The organism is Pseudoxanthomonas jiangsuensis (genome assembly GCF_010093185.1).
GTDB classification, from domain to species: domain Bacteria; phylum Pseudomonadota; class Gammaproteobacteria; order Xanthomonadales; family Xanthomonadaceae; genus Pseudoxanthomonas; species Pseudoxanthomonas jiangsuensis.
In genome coordinates this window covers 108,296-126,168 of record NZ_PDWL01000003.1, presented here as the reverse complement: position 1 = coordinate 126,168, position 17,873 = coordinate 108,296, and the positions used below count along the sequence as shown (strand labels likewise).

At 72.7% G+C, this 17,873-nt stretch carries 16 protein-coding genes; 8 read left to right on the top strand and 8 right to left on the bottom strand.

Features of this window, described 5'->3' with window-relative positions:
- The first annotated feature begins 126 nt into the window (after positions 1 to 126).
- From CSC62_RS03135 to rnfB, 4 genes are all read left to right on the top strand, one after another.
- Positions 127 to 567 carry a DUF2147 domain-containing protein gene (locus tag CSC62_RS03135; RefSeq protein ID WP_162404709.1) on the top strand — a complete coding sequence of 147 codons (441 nt, stop codon included), beginning with the start codon at positions 127 to 129 and terminating at the stop codon, positions 565 to 567.
- Positions 568 to 684: 117 nt separating this feature from the next.
- A complete protein-coding gene (gene metG, locus CSC62_RS03130) occupies positions 685 to 2,769 on the top strand; it encodes a methionine--tRNA ligase (RefSeq protein ID WP_162404708.1) in 2,085 nt (694 codons plus the stop codon).
- 60 nt (positions 2,770 to 2,829) lie between these two features.
- A complete protein-coding gene (locus CSC62_RS03125; RefSeq protein WP_162404707.1) occupies positions 2,830 to 3,423 on the top strand; it encodes an HAD family hydrolase in 594 nt (197 codons plus the stop codon).
- A gap of 88 nt (positions 3,424 to 3,511) precedes the next feature.
- The gene (gene rnfB / locus CSC62_RS03120) at positions 3,512 to 3,943 is read left to right on the top strand and encodes an Rnf electron transport complex subunit RnfB (protein WP_162404706.1); all 432 of its coding nucleotides are present in this window, start codon (positions 3,512 to 3,514) and stop codon (positions 3,941 to 3,943) included.
- A 4-nt stretch (positions 3,944 to 3,947) separates the two neighbouring features.
- Here rnfB and CSC62_RS03115 read toward each other — a convergent pair whose 3' ends face one another.
- From CSC62_RS03115 to CSC62_RS03090, 6 genes are all read right to left on the bottom strand, one after another.
- A complete protein-coding gene (locus CSC62_RS03115) occupies positions 3,948 to 4,850 on the bottom strand; it encodes a TraB/GumN family protein (protein WP_162404705.1) in 903 nt (300 codons plus the stop codon).
- 31 nt (positions 4,851 to 4,881) lie between these two features.
- Positions 4,882 to 5,826, bottom strand: a complete 945-nt coding sequence (locus tag CSC62_RS03110; protein WP_162404704.1) for a DUF1684 domain-containing protein — start codon at positions 5,824 to 5,826, stop codon at positions 4,882 to 4,884.
- Positions 5,826 to 7,694, bottom strand: coding sequence for a DNA mismatch repair endonuclease MutL (gene mutL, locus CSC62_RS03105; RefSeq protein WP_162404703.1), 1,869 nt, complete (start codon positions 7,692 to 7,694; stop codon positions 5,826 to 5,828). Before mutL ends, CSC62_RS03110 begins: the two co-directional genes overlap by 1 nt.
- Before the next feature lie 134 nt (positions 7,695 to 7,828).
- A complete protein-coding gene (locus CSC62_RS03100) occupies positions 7,829 to 9,412 on the bottom strand; it encodes an N-acetylmuramoyl-L-alanine amidase (RefSeq protein ID WP_162404702.1) in 1,584 nt (527 codons plus the stop codon).
- A gap of 162 nt (positions 9,413 to 9,574) precedes the next feature.
- On the bottom strand, positions 9,575 to 10,036 hold the full coding sequence (gene tsaE / locus CSC62_RS03095; protein WP_162404701.1) for a tRNA (adenosine(37)-N6)-threonylcarbamoyltransferase complex ATPase subunit type 1 TsaE: 462 nt from the start codon (positions 10,034 to 10,036) through the stop codon (positions 9,575 to 9,577).
- Positions 10,036 to 11,538 carry an NAD(P)H-hydrate dehydratase gene (locus tag CSC62_RS03090; RefSeq protein WP_162404700.1) on the bottom strand — a complete coding sequence of 501 codons (1,503 nt, stop codon included), beginning with the start codon at positions 11,536 to 11,538 and terminating at the stop codon, positions 10,036 to 10,038. The genes tsaE and CSC62_RS03090 overlap by 1 nt, the downstream gene beginning before the upstream one ends.
- 63 nt (positions 11,539 to 11,601) lie before the next feature.
- Here CSC62_RS03090 and queG point away from each other — a divergent pair, with 63 nt between their 5' ends.
- From queG to CSC62_RS03070, 4 genes are all read left to right on the top strand, one after another.
- Positions 11,602 to 12,666 (top strand): tRNA epoxyqueuosine(34) reductase QueG, encoded by a 1,065-nt coding sequence (gene queG / locus CSC62_RS03085; RefSeq protein ID WP_162404797.1) that lies wholly within the window; start codon positions 11,602 to 11,604, stop codon positions 12,664 to 12,666.
- 524 nt (positions 12,667 to 13,190) lie between these two features.
- Complete coding sequence (xseA, locus tag CSC62_RS03080) at positions 13,191 to 14,546, top strand: exodeoxyribonuclease VII large subunit (protein ID WP_162404699.1); 1,356 nt, start codon at positions 13,191 to 13,193, stop codon at positions 14,544 to 14,546.
- 100 nt (positions 14,547 to 14,646) lie between these two features.
- Positions 14,647 to 15,798, top strand: coding sequence for a glycosyltransferase family 4 protein (locus CSC62_RS03075; RefSeq protein WP_162404698.1), 1,152 nt, complete (start codon positions 14,647 to 14,649; stop codon positions 15,796 to 15,798).
- Between the two features lie 106 nt (positions 15,799 to 15,904).
- Positions 15,905 to 16,360 (top strand): phosphatase PAP2 family protein, encoded by a 456-nt coding sequence (locus tag CSC62_RS03070; RefSeq protein ID WP_246194160.1) that lies wholly within the window; start codon positions 15,905 to 15,907, stop codon positions 16,358 to 16,360.
- Positions 16,361 to 16,376: 16 nt separating this feature from the next.
- On the opposite strand, the gene CSC62_RS03065 is transcribed toward CSC62_RS03070, so the two are convergent.
- Together CSC62_RS03065 and CSC62_RS03060 are read right to left on the bottom strand one after the other, a co-directional pair.
- Positions 16,377 to 17,258: a carbon-nitrogen hydrolase family protein gene (locus CSC62_RS03065; RefSeq protein WP_162404696.1), complete on the bottom strand. Its 882-nt coding sequence runs from the start codon at positions 17,256 to 17,258 to the stop codon at positions 16,377 to 16,379.
- Positions 17,255 to 17,869 (bottom strand): GNAT family N-acetyltransferase, encoded by a 615-nt coding sequence (locus CSC62_RS03060; protein ID WP_162404695.1) that lies wholly within the window; start codon positions 17,867 to 17,869, stop codon positions 17,255 to 17,257. Before CSC62_RS03060 ends, CSC62_RS03065 begins: the two co-directional genes overlap by 4 nt.
- Positions 17,870 to 17,873 lie beyond the last annotated feature (4 nt).

Here is a 17,873-nt window from a genome sequence, read left to right as displayed (position 1 = left end):
TGAAGACCCGGCTGCTGCCGGGTCTTTTTTTGCGCTGAGCGCTTCCATACGCAAGCGAATGCGGTGTAAGTTGGGCGCACGGGAGGCCCCGGGCCGCCGATCCATCCACATCCCTGGGAGGGGACCATGCGCAAGACCCTGCTGGCCGCACTGGCGGCGACCCCGCTTATGCTCGCCTCGCTCGCCGCCATCGCCGCCGACCCGGTGGTCGGCCGCTGGAAGACCATCGACGGCGACACCGGCCGGCCCAAGTCCTATGTCGAGATCAGCCAGGCCGCCAATGGCGTCCTCACCGGCCGCATCGTCGAGCTGATCAACCCCAGCCGGCCGAACCCGACCTGCGACAAGTGCGGCGACGACCGCAAGAACAAGCCCATCACCGGCATGGAGATCATCCGCGGGATGCGCGCCGAGGGCGGCGGCGAGTACGCCGGCGGCACCATCCTCAAGCCCGACGAGGGCAAGGTGTACAAGTCCAAAATGGAACTGATCGAAGGCGGCAGCAAGCTGGAGGTGTCCGGCTGCATCGCCTTCATCTGCAAGTCGCAGGTGTGGGAGCGGCAATAGGCCGCCCGACGCGATAGCGGCACGCCACCCGCGACCCGGCCCAGGCCGGGTCGCTGCTTTCCGGGACCGCGTCCGCCCCCATGCGATAATCGCCGCCCCCTCGCCGCACGCCACCCCATGTCCCGCTCCGCGCTCGTCACCAACGCCCTGCCCTACGCCAACGGCCCGCTGCACCTGGGCCACCTGGTCGGCTACATCCAGGCCGACATCTGGGTCCGGGCCCGGCGCATGCGCGGCGACACCGTGCACTACGTCTGCGCCGACGACACCCACGGCACCCCGATCATGCTCGCCGCGGAGAAGGCCGGGGTCACGCCGGAGGCCTTCATCGCCGGCATGCAGGCCAGCCACGAGCGCGACTTCGCCGCCTTCGGGGTGGACTTCGACCACTACGACTCGACCAACTCGGCCGCCAACCGCGAGCTGACCGGGCTGTTCTACGCGCGCCTGGAGGCCGGCGGCCACATCGCCCGCCGCAACGTGGCCCAGTTCTACGACCCGGCCAAGGGCATGTTCCTGCCCGACCGCTACATCAAGGGCATCTGCCCCAACTGCGGCGCGGCCGACCAGTACGGCGACAACTGCGAGGTCTGCGGCGCCACCTACGCGCCGACCGACCTGAAGGAGCCGAAGTCGGTGCTGTCGGGCGCGACGCCCGAGATGCGCGACTCCGAGCACTTCTTCTTCGAGGTCGGCCGCTTCGAGGCCTTCCTGCGCGACTGGCTGGCCGGCGACGTCGCCCTGCCGGGGGTCAAGGCCAAGCTGATGGAATGGCTGGACGCCGAGGGCGGCCTGCGCGCCTGGGACATCTCCCGCGACGCGCCCTACTTCGGCTTCCAGATCCCCGGCCAGCCGGGCAAGTACTTCTACGTCTGGCTGGACGCGCCGATCGGCTACCTGTCCAGCTTCCGCAACCTGTGCGCGGGCAACGGCGCCGACTTCGACGCCTTCCTGGCGCCGGACAGCGACGCCGAGCTGCACCACTTCATCGGCAAGGACATCGTCAACTTCCACGGCCTGTTCTGGCCGGCGGTGCTGCACGGCGCCGGCCTGCGCGCGCCGACCCGGCTGCACGTCAACGGCTACCTGACCGTGGACGGCGCCAAGATGTCCAAGTCGCGCGGCACCTTCATCATGGCCCGCACCTACCTGGACGCGGGCCTGGAGCCGGAGGCCCTGCGCTACTACTACGCGGCCAAGTCCTCCGGCGGCGTGGACGACCTGGACCTGAACCTGGCCGACTTCACCGCGCGGGTGAACGCCGACCTGGTCGGCAAGTTCGTCAACCTGGCCAGCCGCTGCGCCGGCTTCATCGAAAAGCGCTTCGGCGGCCGCCTGGCCGATGCGCTGCCCGACCCGGCCCAGTACGCCCGCTTCGTCGCCGTCCTCGACGGCGTGCGCGAGGCCTACGAGCGCAACGACCCGGCCGCGGCGATCCGCCAGCTGATGGCGCTGGCCGACGAGGCCAACAAGTACATCGACGAGCAGAAGCCATGGGTGATCGCCAAGGAGGCCGGTGCCGACGCCCGGCTGCAGGCGGTGTGCACCCAGGGCCTGAACCTGTTCCGGGTGCTGGCCGCCGCGCTGGCGCCGGTGCTGCCGCGCACCTCCGCCCAGGCCGCCGAATTCCTGGCCGCGCCGGTGCGCGCCTGGGCGGACTTGGACGCGCCCTTGCTGGCCCACGCCATCAACGCCTACGCCCCGCTGTTCACCCGGATCGACCCCAAGCTCATCGACGCCATGACCGACGCCTCGAAGGACACCCTCGCCGCCGCGCCCGTCGCCAAGCCTGCCGAGGCGAAGAAGGCCGAAGCCGCCAAGCCGGCCGAAAGCAAGGCCGCCGCACCCTCGCCGGCAGGCGACGCGCCGCAGTACGTCGGCATCGAGGATTTCGCCAAACTCGACCTGCGCATCGGCAAGGTGCTCGAGTGCGGCTTCGTCGACGGCTCGGACAAGCTGCTGCGCTTCCTGCTCGACGCCGGCGACCTCGGCCAGCGCCAGATCTTCTCCGGCATCCGCGCCAGCTACGGCGAGCCGGAGAAGCTCGTCGGCCGCAGCGTGGTGTTCATCGCCAACCTGGCCCCGCGCAAGATGCGCTTCGGCGTCAGCGAGGGGATGATCCTCTCGGCCGGTTTCGACGGCGGCGCCCTGGCCTTGCTGGACGCCGATGCCGGCGCCGAGCCGGGCATGCCGGTGCGGTGAACTTGCCCGCTGCGCGGCCGCCCCCTTGACTCAAGGGGGCAATCGCCCGAGGTTGGAGCGATGGACCTGGCGCTGATCGACTTCGACCACACGGTCACCACCTGCGACTCCTACGCCCGCTTCCTGCGCCGCGTCGCCAGCCCCCAACAGCTGGCCGCGGCGAAGTGGAGCGTCGGCCCCTGGCTGGCGGGCTACCGCCTGGGCCTGGTGTCGGCTGCGGCGCTGCGCATCCGCGTCACCCGGCTGACCTTCGCCGGCCGCGAAGCGCAGGAGATGGAGGCCGCCGGCCACTGCTACGCCGAAGAAGTCCTGCCCGGCCTGCTGCGCCCGCGGATGATGGAACGCATCGCCTGGCACCGCGCTCGCGGCGACACCCTGGTGCTGGTCTCGGGATCGCTAGATGCCTACCTGCGCCCCTGGTGCGCGCGCCACGGTCTGGACCTGATCTGCAACCGCCTGGAGCCCACCGCCGACGGCCTGCTCAGCGGCCGCTACCTGGATGGCGACCGCGGCCGGCACAAGGCCGCCGACATCCGCGCCCGCTACGACCTGTCGACCTACGGCCGCGTGTTCGCCTACGGCGACAGCCGCGAGGACCGGCCGATGCTCGCCCTGGCCCATGAGCGCTGGTACCGCGGCCGCCGCATCGCCTGATGCCCGCCGTCCATGCCGGCACGATCCCGTGCCTGGGCGATAATGCCCGGCCACCGGCGCCACGCCGGGCGCGCAGCCTCCGCCACGCATGTCCGCAGACCCTTCCGCCGCCGACCTGGTCGAACGCCTCGACCGCCTGCTGCCGCAGACCCAGTGCGGCCAGTGCGGCTACGCCGGCTGCCGCCCCTATGCCGAGGCGATGGCGCATGGCGAGGCCGGGGTGGATCATTGCCCTCCCGGCGGCGACGCCGGCGCGCTGGCGCTGTCGCGCGTGCTGGCCGTCGCGCCCCTGCCCTACGACCGCGACCGCGGTGCCTGCAAGCCACCGCAGGTCGCGGTGGTGGTGGAGGCCGACTGCATCGGCTGCACCAAGTGCATCCAGGCCTGCCCGGTGGACGCCATCGTCGGTGCAGCCAAGCTGATGCACGTGGTCATCGACCCGCTATGCACCGGCTGCGAGCTGTGCGTGCCGGCCTGCCCGGTGGACTGCATCGTGATGGAGCGGGCGCCGCCGTTGTAGGCGATCAGCGCCGGCAGGCCGAGCACAGTCGCTCGACCTTGTAGCCCTTCGCCCGCAGCTTCTCGACCAGTCCGTCCGGGCCCAGCAGGTGCAAAGCCCCGACCACCACCAGGGTGTCGTCGTCGCGGCTTTCCAAGCGCGCCTGCAGCTTCGGCAGCCAGGCATCGTTGCGATCGACGTTCACCCGCGCGTACAGCGCCGGGTAGTCGCGCTTCATCTCCAGCGCCATCCGGTTCCACAGCGTTGCCGCGTCGCCAGAGCGCCACAGCGTGTGCAGCTCGCGCACCTGGGCCGGCCCGGCCTCCGCCTGCTCCAGCGCCTCGGCCAGCATCTGCCTCTGCTCGTCCAGGCTCATTCCCGCCAGCACCCGGATCTGCTCGCTGGCCGGCTCCAGCCCCGCAACCGGCTTGCTACCGGCCGCGGCGCGCTCCATGAAATGCCGGTCCAGGCCCAGCTTCGGGTCCAGCCCCTGCTTGCCCATCTCCAGCAGGCCGATGGTCAGCCCGGCGAACCACGGGTCGTAGCCTTCCAGCATCGGCAACGGCAGGCCGTTGGCGGCGGTGTAGGCCTGCAACCGCGACCACAGCGCCGGTCCCAGGTCCTGCTCCAGGCTGCCCGGACGCGTGCGCCGGGCCGCCTGCGCCATCTGCAAAGGCAGCTGCGGCGAGTTGGCCTCCTGCGGCGACAGCTCGAACATCAGCGCCTCGGCGTCGACGAAGGCCGCATCCACCTCGGCCGCCAACGGATAGTCGTCCTTGCCCAGCAGGTGGAACGACCCAAGCAGGTAGACCGCGTTGTCGGCGTCCGACACCTTCCACAGCAAGGGCACAGGCGGTGCGGCGTGGGCGGCGGGAACGGTGGCCGCCAACAGCAGCAGGAAGACGGTCAAACGGCGGCGCAGTGGCATCGCAGGTTCCGGAGTGTGGGCAGGCACGGGTTCAGTGCACCGGCGCGGCGTAGTTCTTCTCGCCGGCGGTGATCGGCAGGGCGATCCGGTTCTCCGCCGGCGGCAGCGGACAGGTCGCGAACAGGGTGAACACGCACGGCGGGTTGTAGGCGCGGTTGAAGTCCAGCACCACCTTGCCGTCCGCCCCCGGCCACGCGGCCTCGAGGAAACGCCCGGCGGCATAGCTGCCGTGGCCGCTGGTGCCGTCGGCGAACACGAAGAACAGCTCGCGCCCCGGTTCGCCTAGCGCCTGCAGCCGGTACGTCTGGCCGTCGCGCTCGAACTCCACCGCACCGGGATTGGGCGATTCGCTCTGGGTGCCGACGATGTCGCCGATCGGCAGGGTCTTGCCCACCGGGTTGGCGACGAAGCGGCCCTCGATCCGCCACGACGGATCGGCTGGCCAGTACTCCAGCCCAGCGAACTTCAGCCGGGTCGGCGCGTCGGCGTGCTTGATCCGCAAGGCATAACGGTCGCCGCGCTGGAGCAGGCTCATCTGGCCCTGGCCGTCGTCGAAGCCGACCACTGTCGGCTCCGGGTCGTGGTCGCTGTGCAAGGCGATCCGGCCCTTCAGCGGCTCGCCGTTGGCGGTCAGCACCAGCCCGGTCTCGGGCGTGAACCAGTAGCCGCCGGCCTCGTCGCGCGAGACCATGCCCATCTTCGGCGGGCCGAAGGCGAAGCGCACGCCGTTGCCGATCCGCTCGCCGCTGCCGACGTAGTGCGCCTTCAGCTGCAGCCAGTGCAGGCCGACCAGGCTGGTCCAGCCGTCCGGGCGCAGCAGGTCTTCCCGGCGCTGCGCGCGCCAGGCGTCCAGCCCGGCCAAGAAAGCCGGGTCCACCTTCGGCGCTGCCGTGGCCGTCTCGTCCGGCTTGCCGCCGCAGGCGGCCAGCCACGCGGCCAGGCCCAGCACCGCGCCGGCCCGGAGCGCCTCGCGCATCATCTTCCCCGCAGGAACCATCGATCGATCTCCCCCAGACTGAATCGCGCCCAGGTCGGGCGGCCATGGTTGCATTGCCCGGAGCGCTCGGTGGCTTCCATGTCGCGCAAAAGGGCGTTCATTTCCGGGAGGGTCAGCCGCCGGTTGGCGCGCACCGCGCCGTGGCAGGCCATGGTCGAGAGCAACTCGTCGCGCGCGGCGGCGACCCGGCGGGTGGCGCCGTGCTCGCGCAGGTCGGCCAGCACGTCGCGCAGCAGTGCTTCCGGATCGGCATGCGCCAGCAGGGCCGGCACGCTGCGCACGGCCAGCGACTGCGGGCCGCTGCGGGTGACGTCGAACCCCAGCTCGGCCAGGGTCTGCGCCTCGCGCTCGGCGACGTCGGCATCGCGCTCGCCCACCGCCAGCGCCAGCGGCACCAGCAGGGGCTGGGCGCGCAGGCCGATGCCATCGTGGGCGTGCTTGAGCCGCTCGTAGCCGATCCGCTCGTGGGCGGCGTGCATGTCCACCACCACCAGGCCCTCGGCGTTCTCGGCCAGGACGTAGATGCCGTGCAGCTGGGCGATGGCGAAGCCCAGCGGCGGCACTTCGCCGTCGCCCTGCGGCAGCGCGCCGTCCTGGCGCGGCAGTGCGGTCGCGGGCAGCGCGAAACCGGCGTCCGCCTGCGGAGCGGTCGGCGCATACAGGGCCGCGTAGGCCGCGGGCGCCTCGTCCAGGCGCAGGCCCAGCGGCTGCGGCCGCGGCGTCCAGGCCGGCGGCGGCTGCACGCCGTTCGCCGCACCGTGGACTGCACCGCCGTAGCCGCCGGCGGCGGCCGCGATGCCTGCCGCCGGCGCGGTTCCTGCCCCGGCCACGTCGGCACCGGCGCGGGTCTGCGCCAACGCCTCCTGCAGGGTGCGGAACACGAAGTCGTGGATCAGCCGCGCGTCGCGGAAGCGCACCTCGTGCTTGGCCGGGTGCACGTTCACGTCCACCCGGGTCGGATCCAGTTCCAGGAACAGCACGTAGGCCGGCTGGCGGCCATGGAACAGCACGTCCTGGTAGGCCAGCTTCACCGCATGGGCGATGCTGCGGTCGCGCACCGCGCGGCCGTTGACGTACAGGTACTGCTGGTCGGCGCTGGAGCGCGAATAGTGCGGCTGGGCGATCCAGCCGTGCAGGCGCAGGCCGGCGCCCTGGTGGTCGATCCGCAGGGCCTGGCGCGAGAAGTCCTCGCCCAGGGTTTCGGCCAGGCGCGCGGCGGCTTCGCGGTCGCCCTGGCCGCCGCCGTCGGGCTTGTACCGGCGCGAGGGCTTGCCGTTGTGGCTGACCCGCAGCTCCACGTCCGGCCGGGCCAGGGCCAGCGAGCGCAGCCATTCCTCGATGTGGCCCAGCTCGGTGCGCTCGGCGCGCAGGAACTTGCGCCGCGCCGGCACGTTGAAGAACAGGTCGCGCACTTCCACCGTGGTCCCCGGCGCATGCGCCTTGGGCGCGACCTCGCCGACCCGGCCGCCATCGACCTGCAGGGCCGCGCCATGCGCGTCGCCCGGCCGGCGCGAAGCCAGCAGGAAGCGGCTGACCGAGGCGATCGACGGCAAAGCCTCGCCGCGGAAGCCGAGGGTGGCCACCGCCTCGAGGTCGTCGAGCGAGGCGATCTTGCTGGTGGCGTGGCGGCTGACCGCCAGCGGCAGTTCCTCCGGCGCGATCCCGCCGCCGTCGTCGCGGATCCGGATCAGGCGCACGCCGCCTTCCTCAAGGTCGATGTCGACCCGGCGCGCCCCGGCGTCCAGCGCGTTCTCGACCAGTTCCTTGACCACCGAGGCAGGACGTTCGACCACTTCGCCGGCGGCGATCTGGTTGACCAGGGTGTCGGGCAGCTGTCGGATCGGCACGGGCGGGCGGCGGACGGGCGCCGCATCGGGGGGAGACGTGCAGATGATAGCCGCCGCGCGCATCCTGCGCCGGACGCGTCCTGTAGGCAGGTTTGCGGGCGGCCCGGACGGCCACCACCCGAAGCCGGCGCGACTCAGGGCGTGCCGCCGCCGCCCACCGCGCCCGAGGCCATCGCCACCTGCTCGGCTTCGGCGCGCGCGGCGAACAGCGTGCCGGGCGGCGGCTGGCGGGTGAAGTAGGTGTTGATCCCGTCCACCACCGCGCCGGCGACCTTGCGCTGGTAGGCCGGGTCGGTCAGCCGCTTCTCTTCCTCGGCGTTGGAGATGAACGCCGTCTCCACCAGCATCGCCGGCATGTCCGAGGTGCGCAGCACCGCGAAGTTGGCGCGCTCGATGTTGGGCTTGTGGTTGTTGCCCACCCGCTTGAGCCCGCCGAGCACGTGGTTGGCCGCATCCTCCGAGGCGCGCATGTGTCCGCTCTGGGCCAGGTCGAGCAGCACCCCGGCCAGCACGTTCTCGGTCTGCTGCAGGCGCACGCCGCCGACCAGGTCGGCCGCGTTCTCCTTGTCGGCCAGCCAGCGCGCGCGCTGCGAGGACGCGCCCTTGGTCGAGAGCACGTACACCGAGGAACCGCGCGCGTTGCGGTTCTCGGCCGCGTCCGCGTGCAGCGAGACGAAGATGTCGGCCTTGGCCGCGCGCGCGCGCTGGGCGCGCATCGGCAGGGGGATGAACATGTCGCTGTCGCGCACCAGGAAGGCCTTGAGCCCCGGGGTGGCGTCGATCTGCCGCGCCAGTTCGCGGGCCATGGCCAGGTTCACGTCCTTCTCGCGCTTGCCGGTCGGGCCGATGGCGCCCGGGTCCTGGCCGCCGTGGCCGGCGTCGATTGCCACGATCAGCGGGCGCGAGGAAGTCGAGACGGCCGGGCGTACAGGCGCCGGAGCCGGCGTGGCCGCGACCGGCGCGGACGCGACGGGCGATACGACCGCCGGGGCCGCGGCTGGCGGCACGGACGCGACCGCGGAAACCGCCGCACCGGTGCGACCTTCGAGGATCGCCTGCGGGCTCGCGGCCGACGCGGCTCCAGCAGCAACGGGTGCGGTACCGGTCGGCGAAGCCGTGGTGCGGCCGGCCTGGGCCACCTGGGCGGTCAGCAATGCAGTGGCGCGCGCGGCGTCGGCGCGCGGATCGGCCGCGCCGGCCGCAGCGGTCGTGGACAGCGCCTTGGTGGTGTCCGTGGGCGCCGCAGAAGCAGGCTGCATGCCCGTAGTGGCGGGAGCCGCCGCAACGGCCTGCGTCGGGGCCGCAGGCGCCGGGCCATCGCCCGGCCATTCGATCACCAGCCGCGAGCCGCCCGCGGAGGGTTCGCTGCGCAGCGGCAGCGCCATCACCGGCGCGGCCAGTTCGAACACGATGCGGAAGGTGCCGGGCACCGGCTGCCCGGTGCGCACGCCGGTGACCAGGCCGGCCGGCGCAGGCAGGGCCAGGCCGCGCACGGCCTGCGATTCGGGCAGGTCCAAAACCAGGCGGTAGGGTTCGCTCAGCGACAGGGTCTTGTAGCTGCCGGCGCCGTGCAGCTGGACCTCGGCGCGGGTGCCGGTCGGCCCCTGGCGCAGGTCCACGCCGCGAATCTCGCCGGCCCAGGCCGCACCCGCGCACGCTGACAGGGCGAGCATCAAGCCCGCTCCCCATCGACCGATCCGGGTGATCCCCTGGCGCATGGGCCGGATTCAAGCACCATCACCCGGGGAGCGCAAGGGGTTTTCCCTTAATAATCCGTGACCTGTGGAATCTTCCTGGAAAAGATTCGAGCTACCGGCGCCATCCTCGCGAAAGTCGGACCGACCACCAAGCCATTGAATCGGCTGGGAAATCCCGAAGAGTCAGGTCCGCCCGCCAGCGCCGGGAAGCGCCTCCAGCCAGGCCTCGCCCGCGGCCGAGGCCGCCTCCAGCCGGGCCAGGCGCCCCGTGCCCGCCTGGGCCAGATGGATGCGCAGGTCGGGCGCGGCTAGCGCCCTGGCGCCGCGCTCGGGCCACTCGACCAGCCACAGAGTCGCCTCGCCGCCGTCCAGGCCGAGGAAATCCAGTTCGCCGGCATCGCCGATCCGGTACAGGTCCAGGTGCCAGGCCTCGCCGCCGGGTACCGGGTAGCGCTCGACCAGGGTGTAGGTCGGACTGCGGATCGGCCCGTCCACGCCCAGTTCGCGCAGCAGGGCGCGCGCCAGGGTCGACTTGCCCGCGCCGAGATCACCGTGCAGGTGTACCGATGCCGGTTGCGGCCGGGTCGTGGCCAGGGCGCGGCCCAGCGCTTCGGTGGCGTCGCTGTCGGCCAGCTCGATCTGCATCAGTGCGGTTCCCGTGTGGGCGTGGGATTGGACAGGCGGCGCAGCCATGGCAACAGGTCCGACGGCAGCAGGCCGCGTTGCCCGCCATCGGCCGCGGCCGCGTCGCCGGCCAGCGAATGCAGCAGGGCGCCGGCGCAGGCCGCCTCGAACGCCGGTAGGCCCTGCGCACGCATGGCCGCGATCGTGCCGGTGAGCAGGTCGCCCATGCCGCCGGTGGCCATCCCCGGATTGCCGGCATCCAGCACCTGCGGCAGGCGCCCGGGCGCGGAGACGATCGTGCCGGCGCCCTTGAGCACCACCGCGCAGCCATAGCGCGCGGCCAGCGCCTGCGCGGCGCCGAAGCGATCGCTTTGGATCTCCGCGGTGGTCGTGCCGAGCAGGCGCGCGGCTTCGCCGGGATGCGGAGTGAGGATCGCGTCGGCCGGCGCGCTCGGCCCGTGCGCCAGCAGGTTCAGCGCGTCGGCGTCGAGCACCAGCGGGCGGCCGCTGGCGAGCACGCCGCGATACAGGGCCTGGCCCCAGGCCTGCTGGCCCAGGCCCGGTCCGCAGGCGACCACGCCGGCGGTTTCGAGCAAGGGCGCCAGTGCATCGCCTTCCTCCACCGCGCGCACCATCGCTTCCGGGCGCCGCGACAGCAGGGCGGCCACGTGTGCCTGGCGGGTGGCCACGCCGACCAGCCCGGCACCGGCACGCAACGCCGCTTCGGCGCACAGCGCGACCGCGCCGCCACCGCCGTGGTCGCCGCCCACGCACAGCACCCGGCCCGATTCGCCCTTGTGGGTATCCAGGCGGCGCGGCGGCAGCCAGTGGCGCAGGGCCGGGGCGGCCAGCAGTACCGCCATCGCCGGCGCGCCGGCGGCGTAAAGCGACGCCTCCACGTCCAGCGCGTCCAGCAGCAGTTCGCCGGTGTGTTCGCGCGCGGCGCCGGTGTGCAGGCCGGCGTGGGCGACGATGAACTGCAGGGTGCAGTCGGCGCGCACGGCCGCGCCGGGCACGCTGCCGCGTCCGGCATCGACGCCGCTCGGTACGTCCAGCGCCAGCAGCGGTGCGGGCGCCGCATCCAGTGCCTGCAGCAGGGCCGCCAGTTCCGCGCGAGGCGCCTGCTCCAGGCCGATGCCCAACACCGCATCGACCAGCACGTCGGCATCGTCCAGCGGCGCTGGAAACAGTTCCACCTGTCCGCCGGCCGCCAGATAGTCGGTGCAGGCGCGCTGCGCCAGCGGCGTGCGCGGACCGCCATCGCGCGGATGCAGCACCCGCACCCGCCGCCCGGACTGCAACGCCAATCGCGCCAGCACGTAGCCGTCGCCACCGTTGTTGCCACTGCCGCAGGCGACCACGATCCGCTGCGCCTGCGGCCAGCGCTGCAGCAGGAGCCGCCAGGCGGCCAGGCCGGCGCGCTGCATCAGCAGGTAGCCGTCGCCGCCGAGGTCGGCGGTGGCGCGGCGGTCGATCGCGCGCGCGGCGGCGGTGGCGTACAGCGGGAATGCAGGCGTGGGCATGGGTGGATTCTAGCGGCCGGCTCCTATAATTCCGCCATGTCCTCCGCCGCGCCCCTGCCCGCCATGACGCCTGCCGACCCGCTGGCGATGGCCACGCGCGTGCGGGCGCTGGCACGCGAGTTCGGGTTCCAGCGCTGCGGCATCGCCGGCATCGAGCTGGGCGAGGACGAGGACCACCTGCGCGACTGGCTGGCCCAGGGCCTGTACGGGACGATGGCGTGGATGGCCCAGCACGGCGACAAGCGCAGCCGTCCGCAGGAATTGATCCCGGGAACTTTGCGGGTGATCTCGGTCGGCCTGGACTACGGCCGCAACGACGGCGACGAAGCCTGGGACACCCTGCGCGACGGCGCGCGCGCCTACGTCGCCCGCTACGCCCTGGGCCGCGACTACCACAAGCTGATGCGCAACCGCCTGCAGAAGCTGGCCGAGCGTCTGCAGCAGGAGGTGGGTCCGTTCGGCCACCGCGTGTTCGTCGATTCGGCGCCGGTGCTGGAGCGCGCGCTGGCGCGCAACGCGGGGCTGGGCTGGATCGGCAAGCACACCTGCCTGATCGACAAGGATGGGGGCTCCTGGTTCTTCCTCGGCGAGATCTACGTCGACCTGCCCTTGCCGGTCGATCCGCCGGCCAGCGCGCACTGCGGCAGCTGCGTGCGCTGCATCGAGGTCTGCCCGACCCAGGCGATCGTCGCCCCGCACCGGCTCGACGCGCGGCGCTGCATCTCCTACCTGACCATCGAGCATGACGGCCCGATCCCGGAGGAACTGCGGCCGGCGATCGGCAACCGGATCTTCGGCTGCGACGACTGCCAGCTGGTCTGCCCCTGGAACAAGTTCGCCCGGCGCACCGACGAGCCGGATTTCCGCGCCCGCAACGACCTGGACACCGCGTCGCTGGCGCAGCTGTTCGCCTGGGACGAGGACGAATTCCTGCGCCGCACCGAAGGCAGCCCGATCCGCCGCAGCGGCCACGAACGCTGGCTGCGCAACATCGCCGTGGCCCTGGGCAATGCGCCGACCACGCCCGAGACCCTCGCCGCGCTGGCCTCCCGCCGCGACCACGCCTCGCCGCTGGTGCGCGAGCATGTGCAGTGGGCGCTGGAGCGGCATGCTTTGTCTGACACCTGAGAGCAAAAGCGCTGGCTTCGGGCGGGGCCGCCGTGCCCTGGGTCTGCAGTGCACCGCTTCTGGTACTTCTGCTCTTCCGGATTCCCTGCCTTTTGTAGGAGCCGGTCTTGCCGGCGACCGCCATGGTGGAAGCGTCTGCGTGAAACCGGGTGCCAACGATGCGTCCGCCTCCACGGTCGCCGGTAAGACTGGCTCCTACAGGGTGGAGCGGAGCGAAGGCACTGGGTCCCGGCGTTCGCCGGGACGACGGTCATAGAAGTCCTGAACTTCCAGCGCGCGGAAGACGCGGCGGACCGGTTGTGTCGGGGCAGCGGACAGGGATGTCCGCGGTAGCGAGTGCGCACATGGATGTGCGCCCGAGCGGCCGCAACACGGCCGGTTCGCCGCGGCTCAGCCCGAAGCCGGCCAGACCCGATGCTTCCGCCGTTGCCTTTGGCTTGCGGCCGCGCTTCCTACCGCCTCACCGCCCGTACGGCGCCACTCTCTCCATCGCGCTATCCTGTCCCGCCGCCTGCGCGCGTCCGATGTCCGAGCAGAATCCCGTCCTGACCCCGAGCCAGCTCAACACCCTGGCCCGCGACCTGCTCGAAAGCGCCTTCCCCCTGCTCTGGGTCGAAGGCGAGCTGGGCAACATCACCCGCCCCGGCTCGGGCCACCTCTACTTCACCCTCAAGGACGCGCGCGCCCAGGTGCGCTGCGCCATGTTCAAGCCCAAGAGCCAGTGGCTGAAGTTCGTCCCGCGCGAAGGGTTGAAGGTCCTCGGCCGCGGACGCCTCACCCTGTACGAAGCCCGCGGCGACTACCAGCTCGTCCTCGACCACATGGAGGAAGCCGGCGAAGGTGCCCTGCGCCGCGCTTTCGAAGCGCTCAAATCGAAGTTGGAAGCCGAGGGCCTGTTCGACCCCGCGCGCAAGCGTCCCCTGCCCGCCTTCACCCGGCGCCTAGCCGTGATCACCTCGCCCACCGGCGCCGCCGTGCGCGACGTCCTCAGCGTCCTGTCCCGCCGCTGCCCGCTGCTCGACGTCGAGATCCTGCCCAGCCTGGTCCAGGGCGAGACCGCCGCCGCGCAGATCGCCGACCTGCTGCGCCGCGCCGGCGCCAGCGGCCGCTACGACGCCGTGCTGCTCGCCCGCGGCGGCGGCTCGCTGGAGGACCTGTGGGCGTTCAACGACGAACGCCTGGTGCGCGCGATCGCCGCCTCGCCGGTACCGGTGGTGTCGGCCGTCGGCCACGAGACCGACTTCACCCTGGCCGATTTCGCCGCCGACGTGCGCGCACCCACGCCCTCGGTCGCCGCCGAACTGCTGGTGCCCGACCGCCGCGACCTGCAGGCCCGGCTGCGCGCCCTGCAGGCCCGGCTGGCCACGCTCCAGCGCCATCGCCTGCGCCAGGCGATGCAAAGCGCCGACCGCGCCGCCCTGCGGCTGCAGGCGCAGTCCCCGCAGGCCCGGCTGCTGGCCTTGCGCCAGCGCCAGGACGGCCTGCGCCGGCGCCTGGACGCGCTCTGGCGCGAGCGCCTGCAGGCCCGCCATGCGCAGCTGCGGCACGCCGCCGCGGTGCTGCGCGCGCACCATCCCGCGCGCAGCCTGGCCCAGCTCCAGGCCCGGCTGCAGCGCCTGCAGCCGCGGCCGCAGGCGGCCGTCGCCCGCGTGCTCCAGCGCGACGCGCTCAAGCTGCGCGCCCTGGCCCGGTCGCTGGAAGCCTGCAGCCCGCTGGCCACCGTCACCCGCGGCTATTCCATCCTCAGCCGCGCCGACGACGGCCGGCTGCTGCACTCGGTCGCCGAGGCCGCGCCGGGCGATCGCCTGCAGGCCCGCGTGCGCGACGGCGTGCTGGCGGTGACGGTGGACGAGGTGCGACCCGACATCCCCGACGCATGAGGAAAACGGACAACCGGCCTCGCGTCACATCACGGTCATCCGGGCGTAACCGCACAGGCACGCGCCCGGCGCAGGCTGCGCAAAACCGGAGCCGCCGCGCATGCGCTACGCCCTCGTCACCGAAACTTGGCCGCCGGAGGTCAACGGCGTCGCCCTGACCGTGCAGGGCCTGGCCCAGGGCCTGCTCGCGCGCGGCCACGCAGTGGAAGTAGTGCGGCCGCGGCAGGCCACGGACACCGCCGATGCCGACGAAGGCGCGCTGGCGACGCTGCGGGTGCGCGGCGCGGCCCTGCCGCGCTATCCGGGCCTGCGCTTCGGCCTGCCGGCCACCCGCCTGCTTTCGCGGCACTGGACCGGCTCGCCGCCGGACGCGGTCTACGTGGCCACCGAAGGCCCGCTGGGCTGGTCGGCCCTGCGCGCGGCCACCCGCCTCGGGATCCCGGTGGCCTCCGGCTTCCACACCCGCTTCGACCACTACATGGCCGACTACGGCCTGCCCTGGCTGGAAGGCACCGCCCTGGCCTGGATGCGGCGCTTCCACAACCGCGCCGACGCCACCCTGGTGCCGACCGCCGAACTGGCCGATTTCCTGCAGCAGCGCGGTTTCCAGCGGGTGGTGCGGCTGGCGCGCGCGGTCGACAGCGCCCAGCTGTCGCCGGCGCTGCGCGACGACGCACTGCGCGCGCGCTGGGGCGCAGGCCGCGACAGCCTGGTCGCGATCCACGTCGGCCGGATCGCCCCGGAGAAGAACCTCGACCTGGCGGTGCGCGCGTTCCGCGCGATCCAGGCGCGCAGGCCCGATGCCCGCTTCGTCTGGGTTGGCGACGGCCCGGCACGCGAGGCACTGGCGCGGGCCAACCCCGACTTCGTGTTCTGCGGCATCCAGCGCGGCACCGAACTGGCCCGGCATTTCGCCAGCGGCGACCTGTTCCTGTTCCCCAGCCGCAGCGAGACCTTCGGCAACGTCACCCTGGAAGCGATGGCCAGCGGCGTGCCGACCGTGGCCTTCGATTCCGGCGCCGCGCGCGAACACCTGCGCGACGGCGTGCACGGCGCCCTGGCCAGCGACGATGCCGGCTTCCTCGCCGCCGCCGTGCGCCTGGCCGGCGACGACGACGCCCTGCGGACGATGGGCATCGCCGCCCGCGCCGCGATGCTGCGCCTGCGCCCGGAGCAGGTCGCCGCCGACTTCGATTCGCTGCTGGCGGGACTGGCCCGCCGGGGAGAGCGCCATGCCGATCTCGCAGCCTGAAAACGCCCACCCGGTTTTCGTCCCCGCGCGACGCAGGCGCACCGCGCGCCTGCGCGCCCGCGACCGCGGCTGGTGCGTGCGCGCCAACCGCTGGGGCGCGCGCGGCATGGTCCGCCGCTACTTCGCCGCCATCAGCCGGCTCGGCGACGGCGTGTTCTGGTACGCGCTGATGGGTGCCCTGGTGCTGTTCGACGGCCTGTCCGGCCTGCGCGCCTCGTTGCACCTGGCCCTGATCGGCGTGGTCGCCCTGAGCCTGTACAAGGTCCTCAAGCGCTGGACCCGCCGCCCGCGCCCGTTCGCCGCCGACGGCCGGATCCAGGCCTGGGTCGCGCCGCTGGACGAGTTCAGCTTCCCCTCCGGCCACACCCTGCACGCGGTCGCGTTCACCACCGTGGCCCTGGCTTATTACCCGTGGCTGGCGGTACTGCTGGTGCCGTTCACCGCCTCGGTGGCGGTGTCGCGGGTGGTGCTGGGCCTGCACTATCCCAGCGACGTGCTGGCGGCGACGGCGATCGGCTCGCTGCTGGCCGGCATCTCGCTCTGGATCGGATCGCTGCTGTAGACGCAGCGCGGCGCGGCTACAGCGGTTCCAGCCTCGCCCGCACCAGCGCCGGCTGCAGTTGGCCCGGCCAGTCGTGGTCGTTGGCGACCTGGGCGCGGCCGCGCGTGGCTTCCAGCAGGTCGAAATCCAGATCCGCCACCGCCCACGCGTCATCGCCGCGGGTGCGGGCGAGTACCCCATCGGCCGGGAAGCCCGCATCCATCGGCGCGTACAGCGTGGCCTCGCCGGTGTTCTCGTCCAGCGCCGGACTCCACCGCGCCTGGCCCGCGGTCACCGCCTGGGCCACGAACATCCGGTTCTCCAGCGCCCGCGCCAGGCAGCCCACCTGGACCCGGGTCGCGCCGGCGACGGTATCGGTGCAGCTGGGCACCAGCAACAGGCGCGCGCCGGCCTCGTACTGCGCGCGCACCGGCAACGGGAACTCGCTGTCGTAGCAGATCGAGACGCCCGCGCGCACGCCGTCCAGGTCGACCACCTTCAGCGCATCGCCGCCGTCGATCACTCCGGTGGCCTTCTCGAACCCGGTCAGTTGCAGCTTGTCCTGCCAGGCATGGCCACCGCCGGGCGCGAACAGGTCGCTGCGGTTGCGGTAGCGGCCGCCGCCGGCATCGAGCAGGAAACTGCCCGCGACCACGTGCATGCCGGTGCGCCGCGCCAGGCCGGCGAACAGTTCCAGCCATGCCGCGCGCAGGGGCTGGATCGCCGCCAGCGAAGCGTGCAGGTCGGCGTGCACCTGCGCCGGGAACAAGGCCGCCAGTTCCAAAGAAAGGTATTCGGGCAGCACCGCCACTTGGGCGCCGCGCGCGGCGGCTTCCTCCAGCAGGCGACGCTGGCGCTCGGCGAAGGCCTGGAAATCCCGTGGCCTGCCGACCGGGTACTTGCACACTGCCACCTTCATGCCGGTGCCGCCTGCCAGTCGCGCAGCCAGAAGGTCAGCGGATGCTCGATCTCGCCGCGGTCGATCTCGTTCCAGGGCATGTAGGTGGTCAGACCCGGCAGGCGCGCGTAGCCGCGCTTGTGCCAGAACGAATCGTTGGCGCGGTAGTCCGGCGGCCGCCGCGGATCGTCCGGGCTGCGGTCCACAGCGCAGAACGCGGTCCAGCGGAAACGGCCCAGCGCGCGCGCATGCACCTCGCGCTGATCGAAGAAGGCGTGGCCCAGGCCCAGGCCGCGATAGCCCGGCAGCAACACCGACTCGCCGAAGTAGAACACCTGCTCCACCGGCAGCCCGGCCCGGCGCAGCGGCGCGCCGTAGCTTTCCGGATCGTCGGCCAGCGGCAGCCCGGTGGAGGCGCCGACCACCCGCGTTCCGTCCAGCGCCAGCACCAGCACGCTGTCGGGCGAGGCCGCGTAGGTCGCCAGGTACTGGCGCTCGTATTCGCCGTCGCTATCGCCCTCGTAGAGGTAGGGCCAGTCGCGGAACACCGCGACCCGCAGGCACGCGACCTCGTCCAGCCAGGGTGCGATCGCGGCGCCGCTCAGGCGGCGGATTTCCGGGGTGGAAGGCATGCGG

Coding starts and splice junctions, on each gene's coding strand:
- CSC62_RS03135 (WP_162404709.1), top strand. CDS start 127: ATGCGCAAGACCCTGCTGGCCGCACTGGCGGCGACCCCGCTTATGCTC.
- metG (WP_162404708.1), top strand. CDS start 685: ATGTCCCGCTCCGCGCTCGTCACCAACGCCCTGCCCTACGCCAACGGC.
- CSC62_RS03125 (WP_162404707.1), top strand. CDS start 2,830: ATGGACCTGGCGCTGATCGACTTCGACCACACGGTCACCACCTGCGAC.
- rnfB (WP_162404706.1), top strand. CDS start 3,512: ATGTCCGCAGACCCTTCCGCCGCCGACCTGGTCGAACGCCTCGACCGC.
- CSC62_RS03115 (WP_162404705.1), bottom strand. CDS start 4,850: ATGCCACTGCGCCGCCGTTTGACCGTCTTCCTGCTGCTGTTGGCGGCC.
- CSC62_RS03110 (WP_162404704.1), bottom strand. CDS start 5,826: ATGCGCGAGGCGCTCCGGGCCGGCGCGGTGCTGGGCCTGGCCGCGTGG.
- CSC62_RS03100 (WP_162404702.1), bottom strand. CDS start 9,412: ATGCGCCAGGGGATCACCCGGATCGGTCGATGGGGAGCGGGCTTGATG.
- tsaE (WP_162404701.1), bottom strand. CDS start 10,036: ATGCAGATCGAGCTGGCCGACAGCGACGCCACCGAAGCGCTGGGCCGC.
- CSC62_RS03090 (WP_162404700.1), bottom strand. CDS start 11,538: ATGCCCACGCCTGCATTCCCGCTGTACGCCACCGCCGCCGCGCGCGCG.
- queG (WP_162404797.1), top strand. CDS start 11,602: ATGACGCCTGCCGACCCGCTGGCGATGGCCACGCGCGTGCGGGCGCTG.
- xseA (WP_162404699.1), top strand. CDS start 13,191: ATGTCCGAGCAGAATCCCGTCCTGACCCCGAGCCAGCTCAACACCCTG.
- CSC62_RS03075 (WP_162404698.1), top strand. CDS start 14,647: ATGCGCTACGCCCTCGTCACCGAAACTTGGCCGCCGGAGGTCAACGGC.
- CSC62_RS03070 (WP_246194160.1), top strand. CDS start 15,905: ATGGTCCGCCGCTACTTCGCCGCCATCAGCCGGCTCGGCGACGGCGTG.
- CSC62_RS03065 (WP_162404696.1), bottom strand. CDS start 17,258: ATGAAGGTGGCAGTGTGCAAGTACCCGGTCGGCAGGCCACGGGATTTC.
- CSC62_RS03060 (WP_162404695.1), bottom strand. CDS start 17,869: ATGCCTTCCACCCCGGAAATCCGCCGCCTGAGCGGCGCCGCGATCGCA.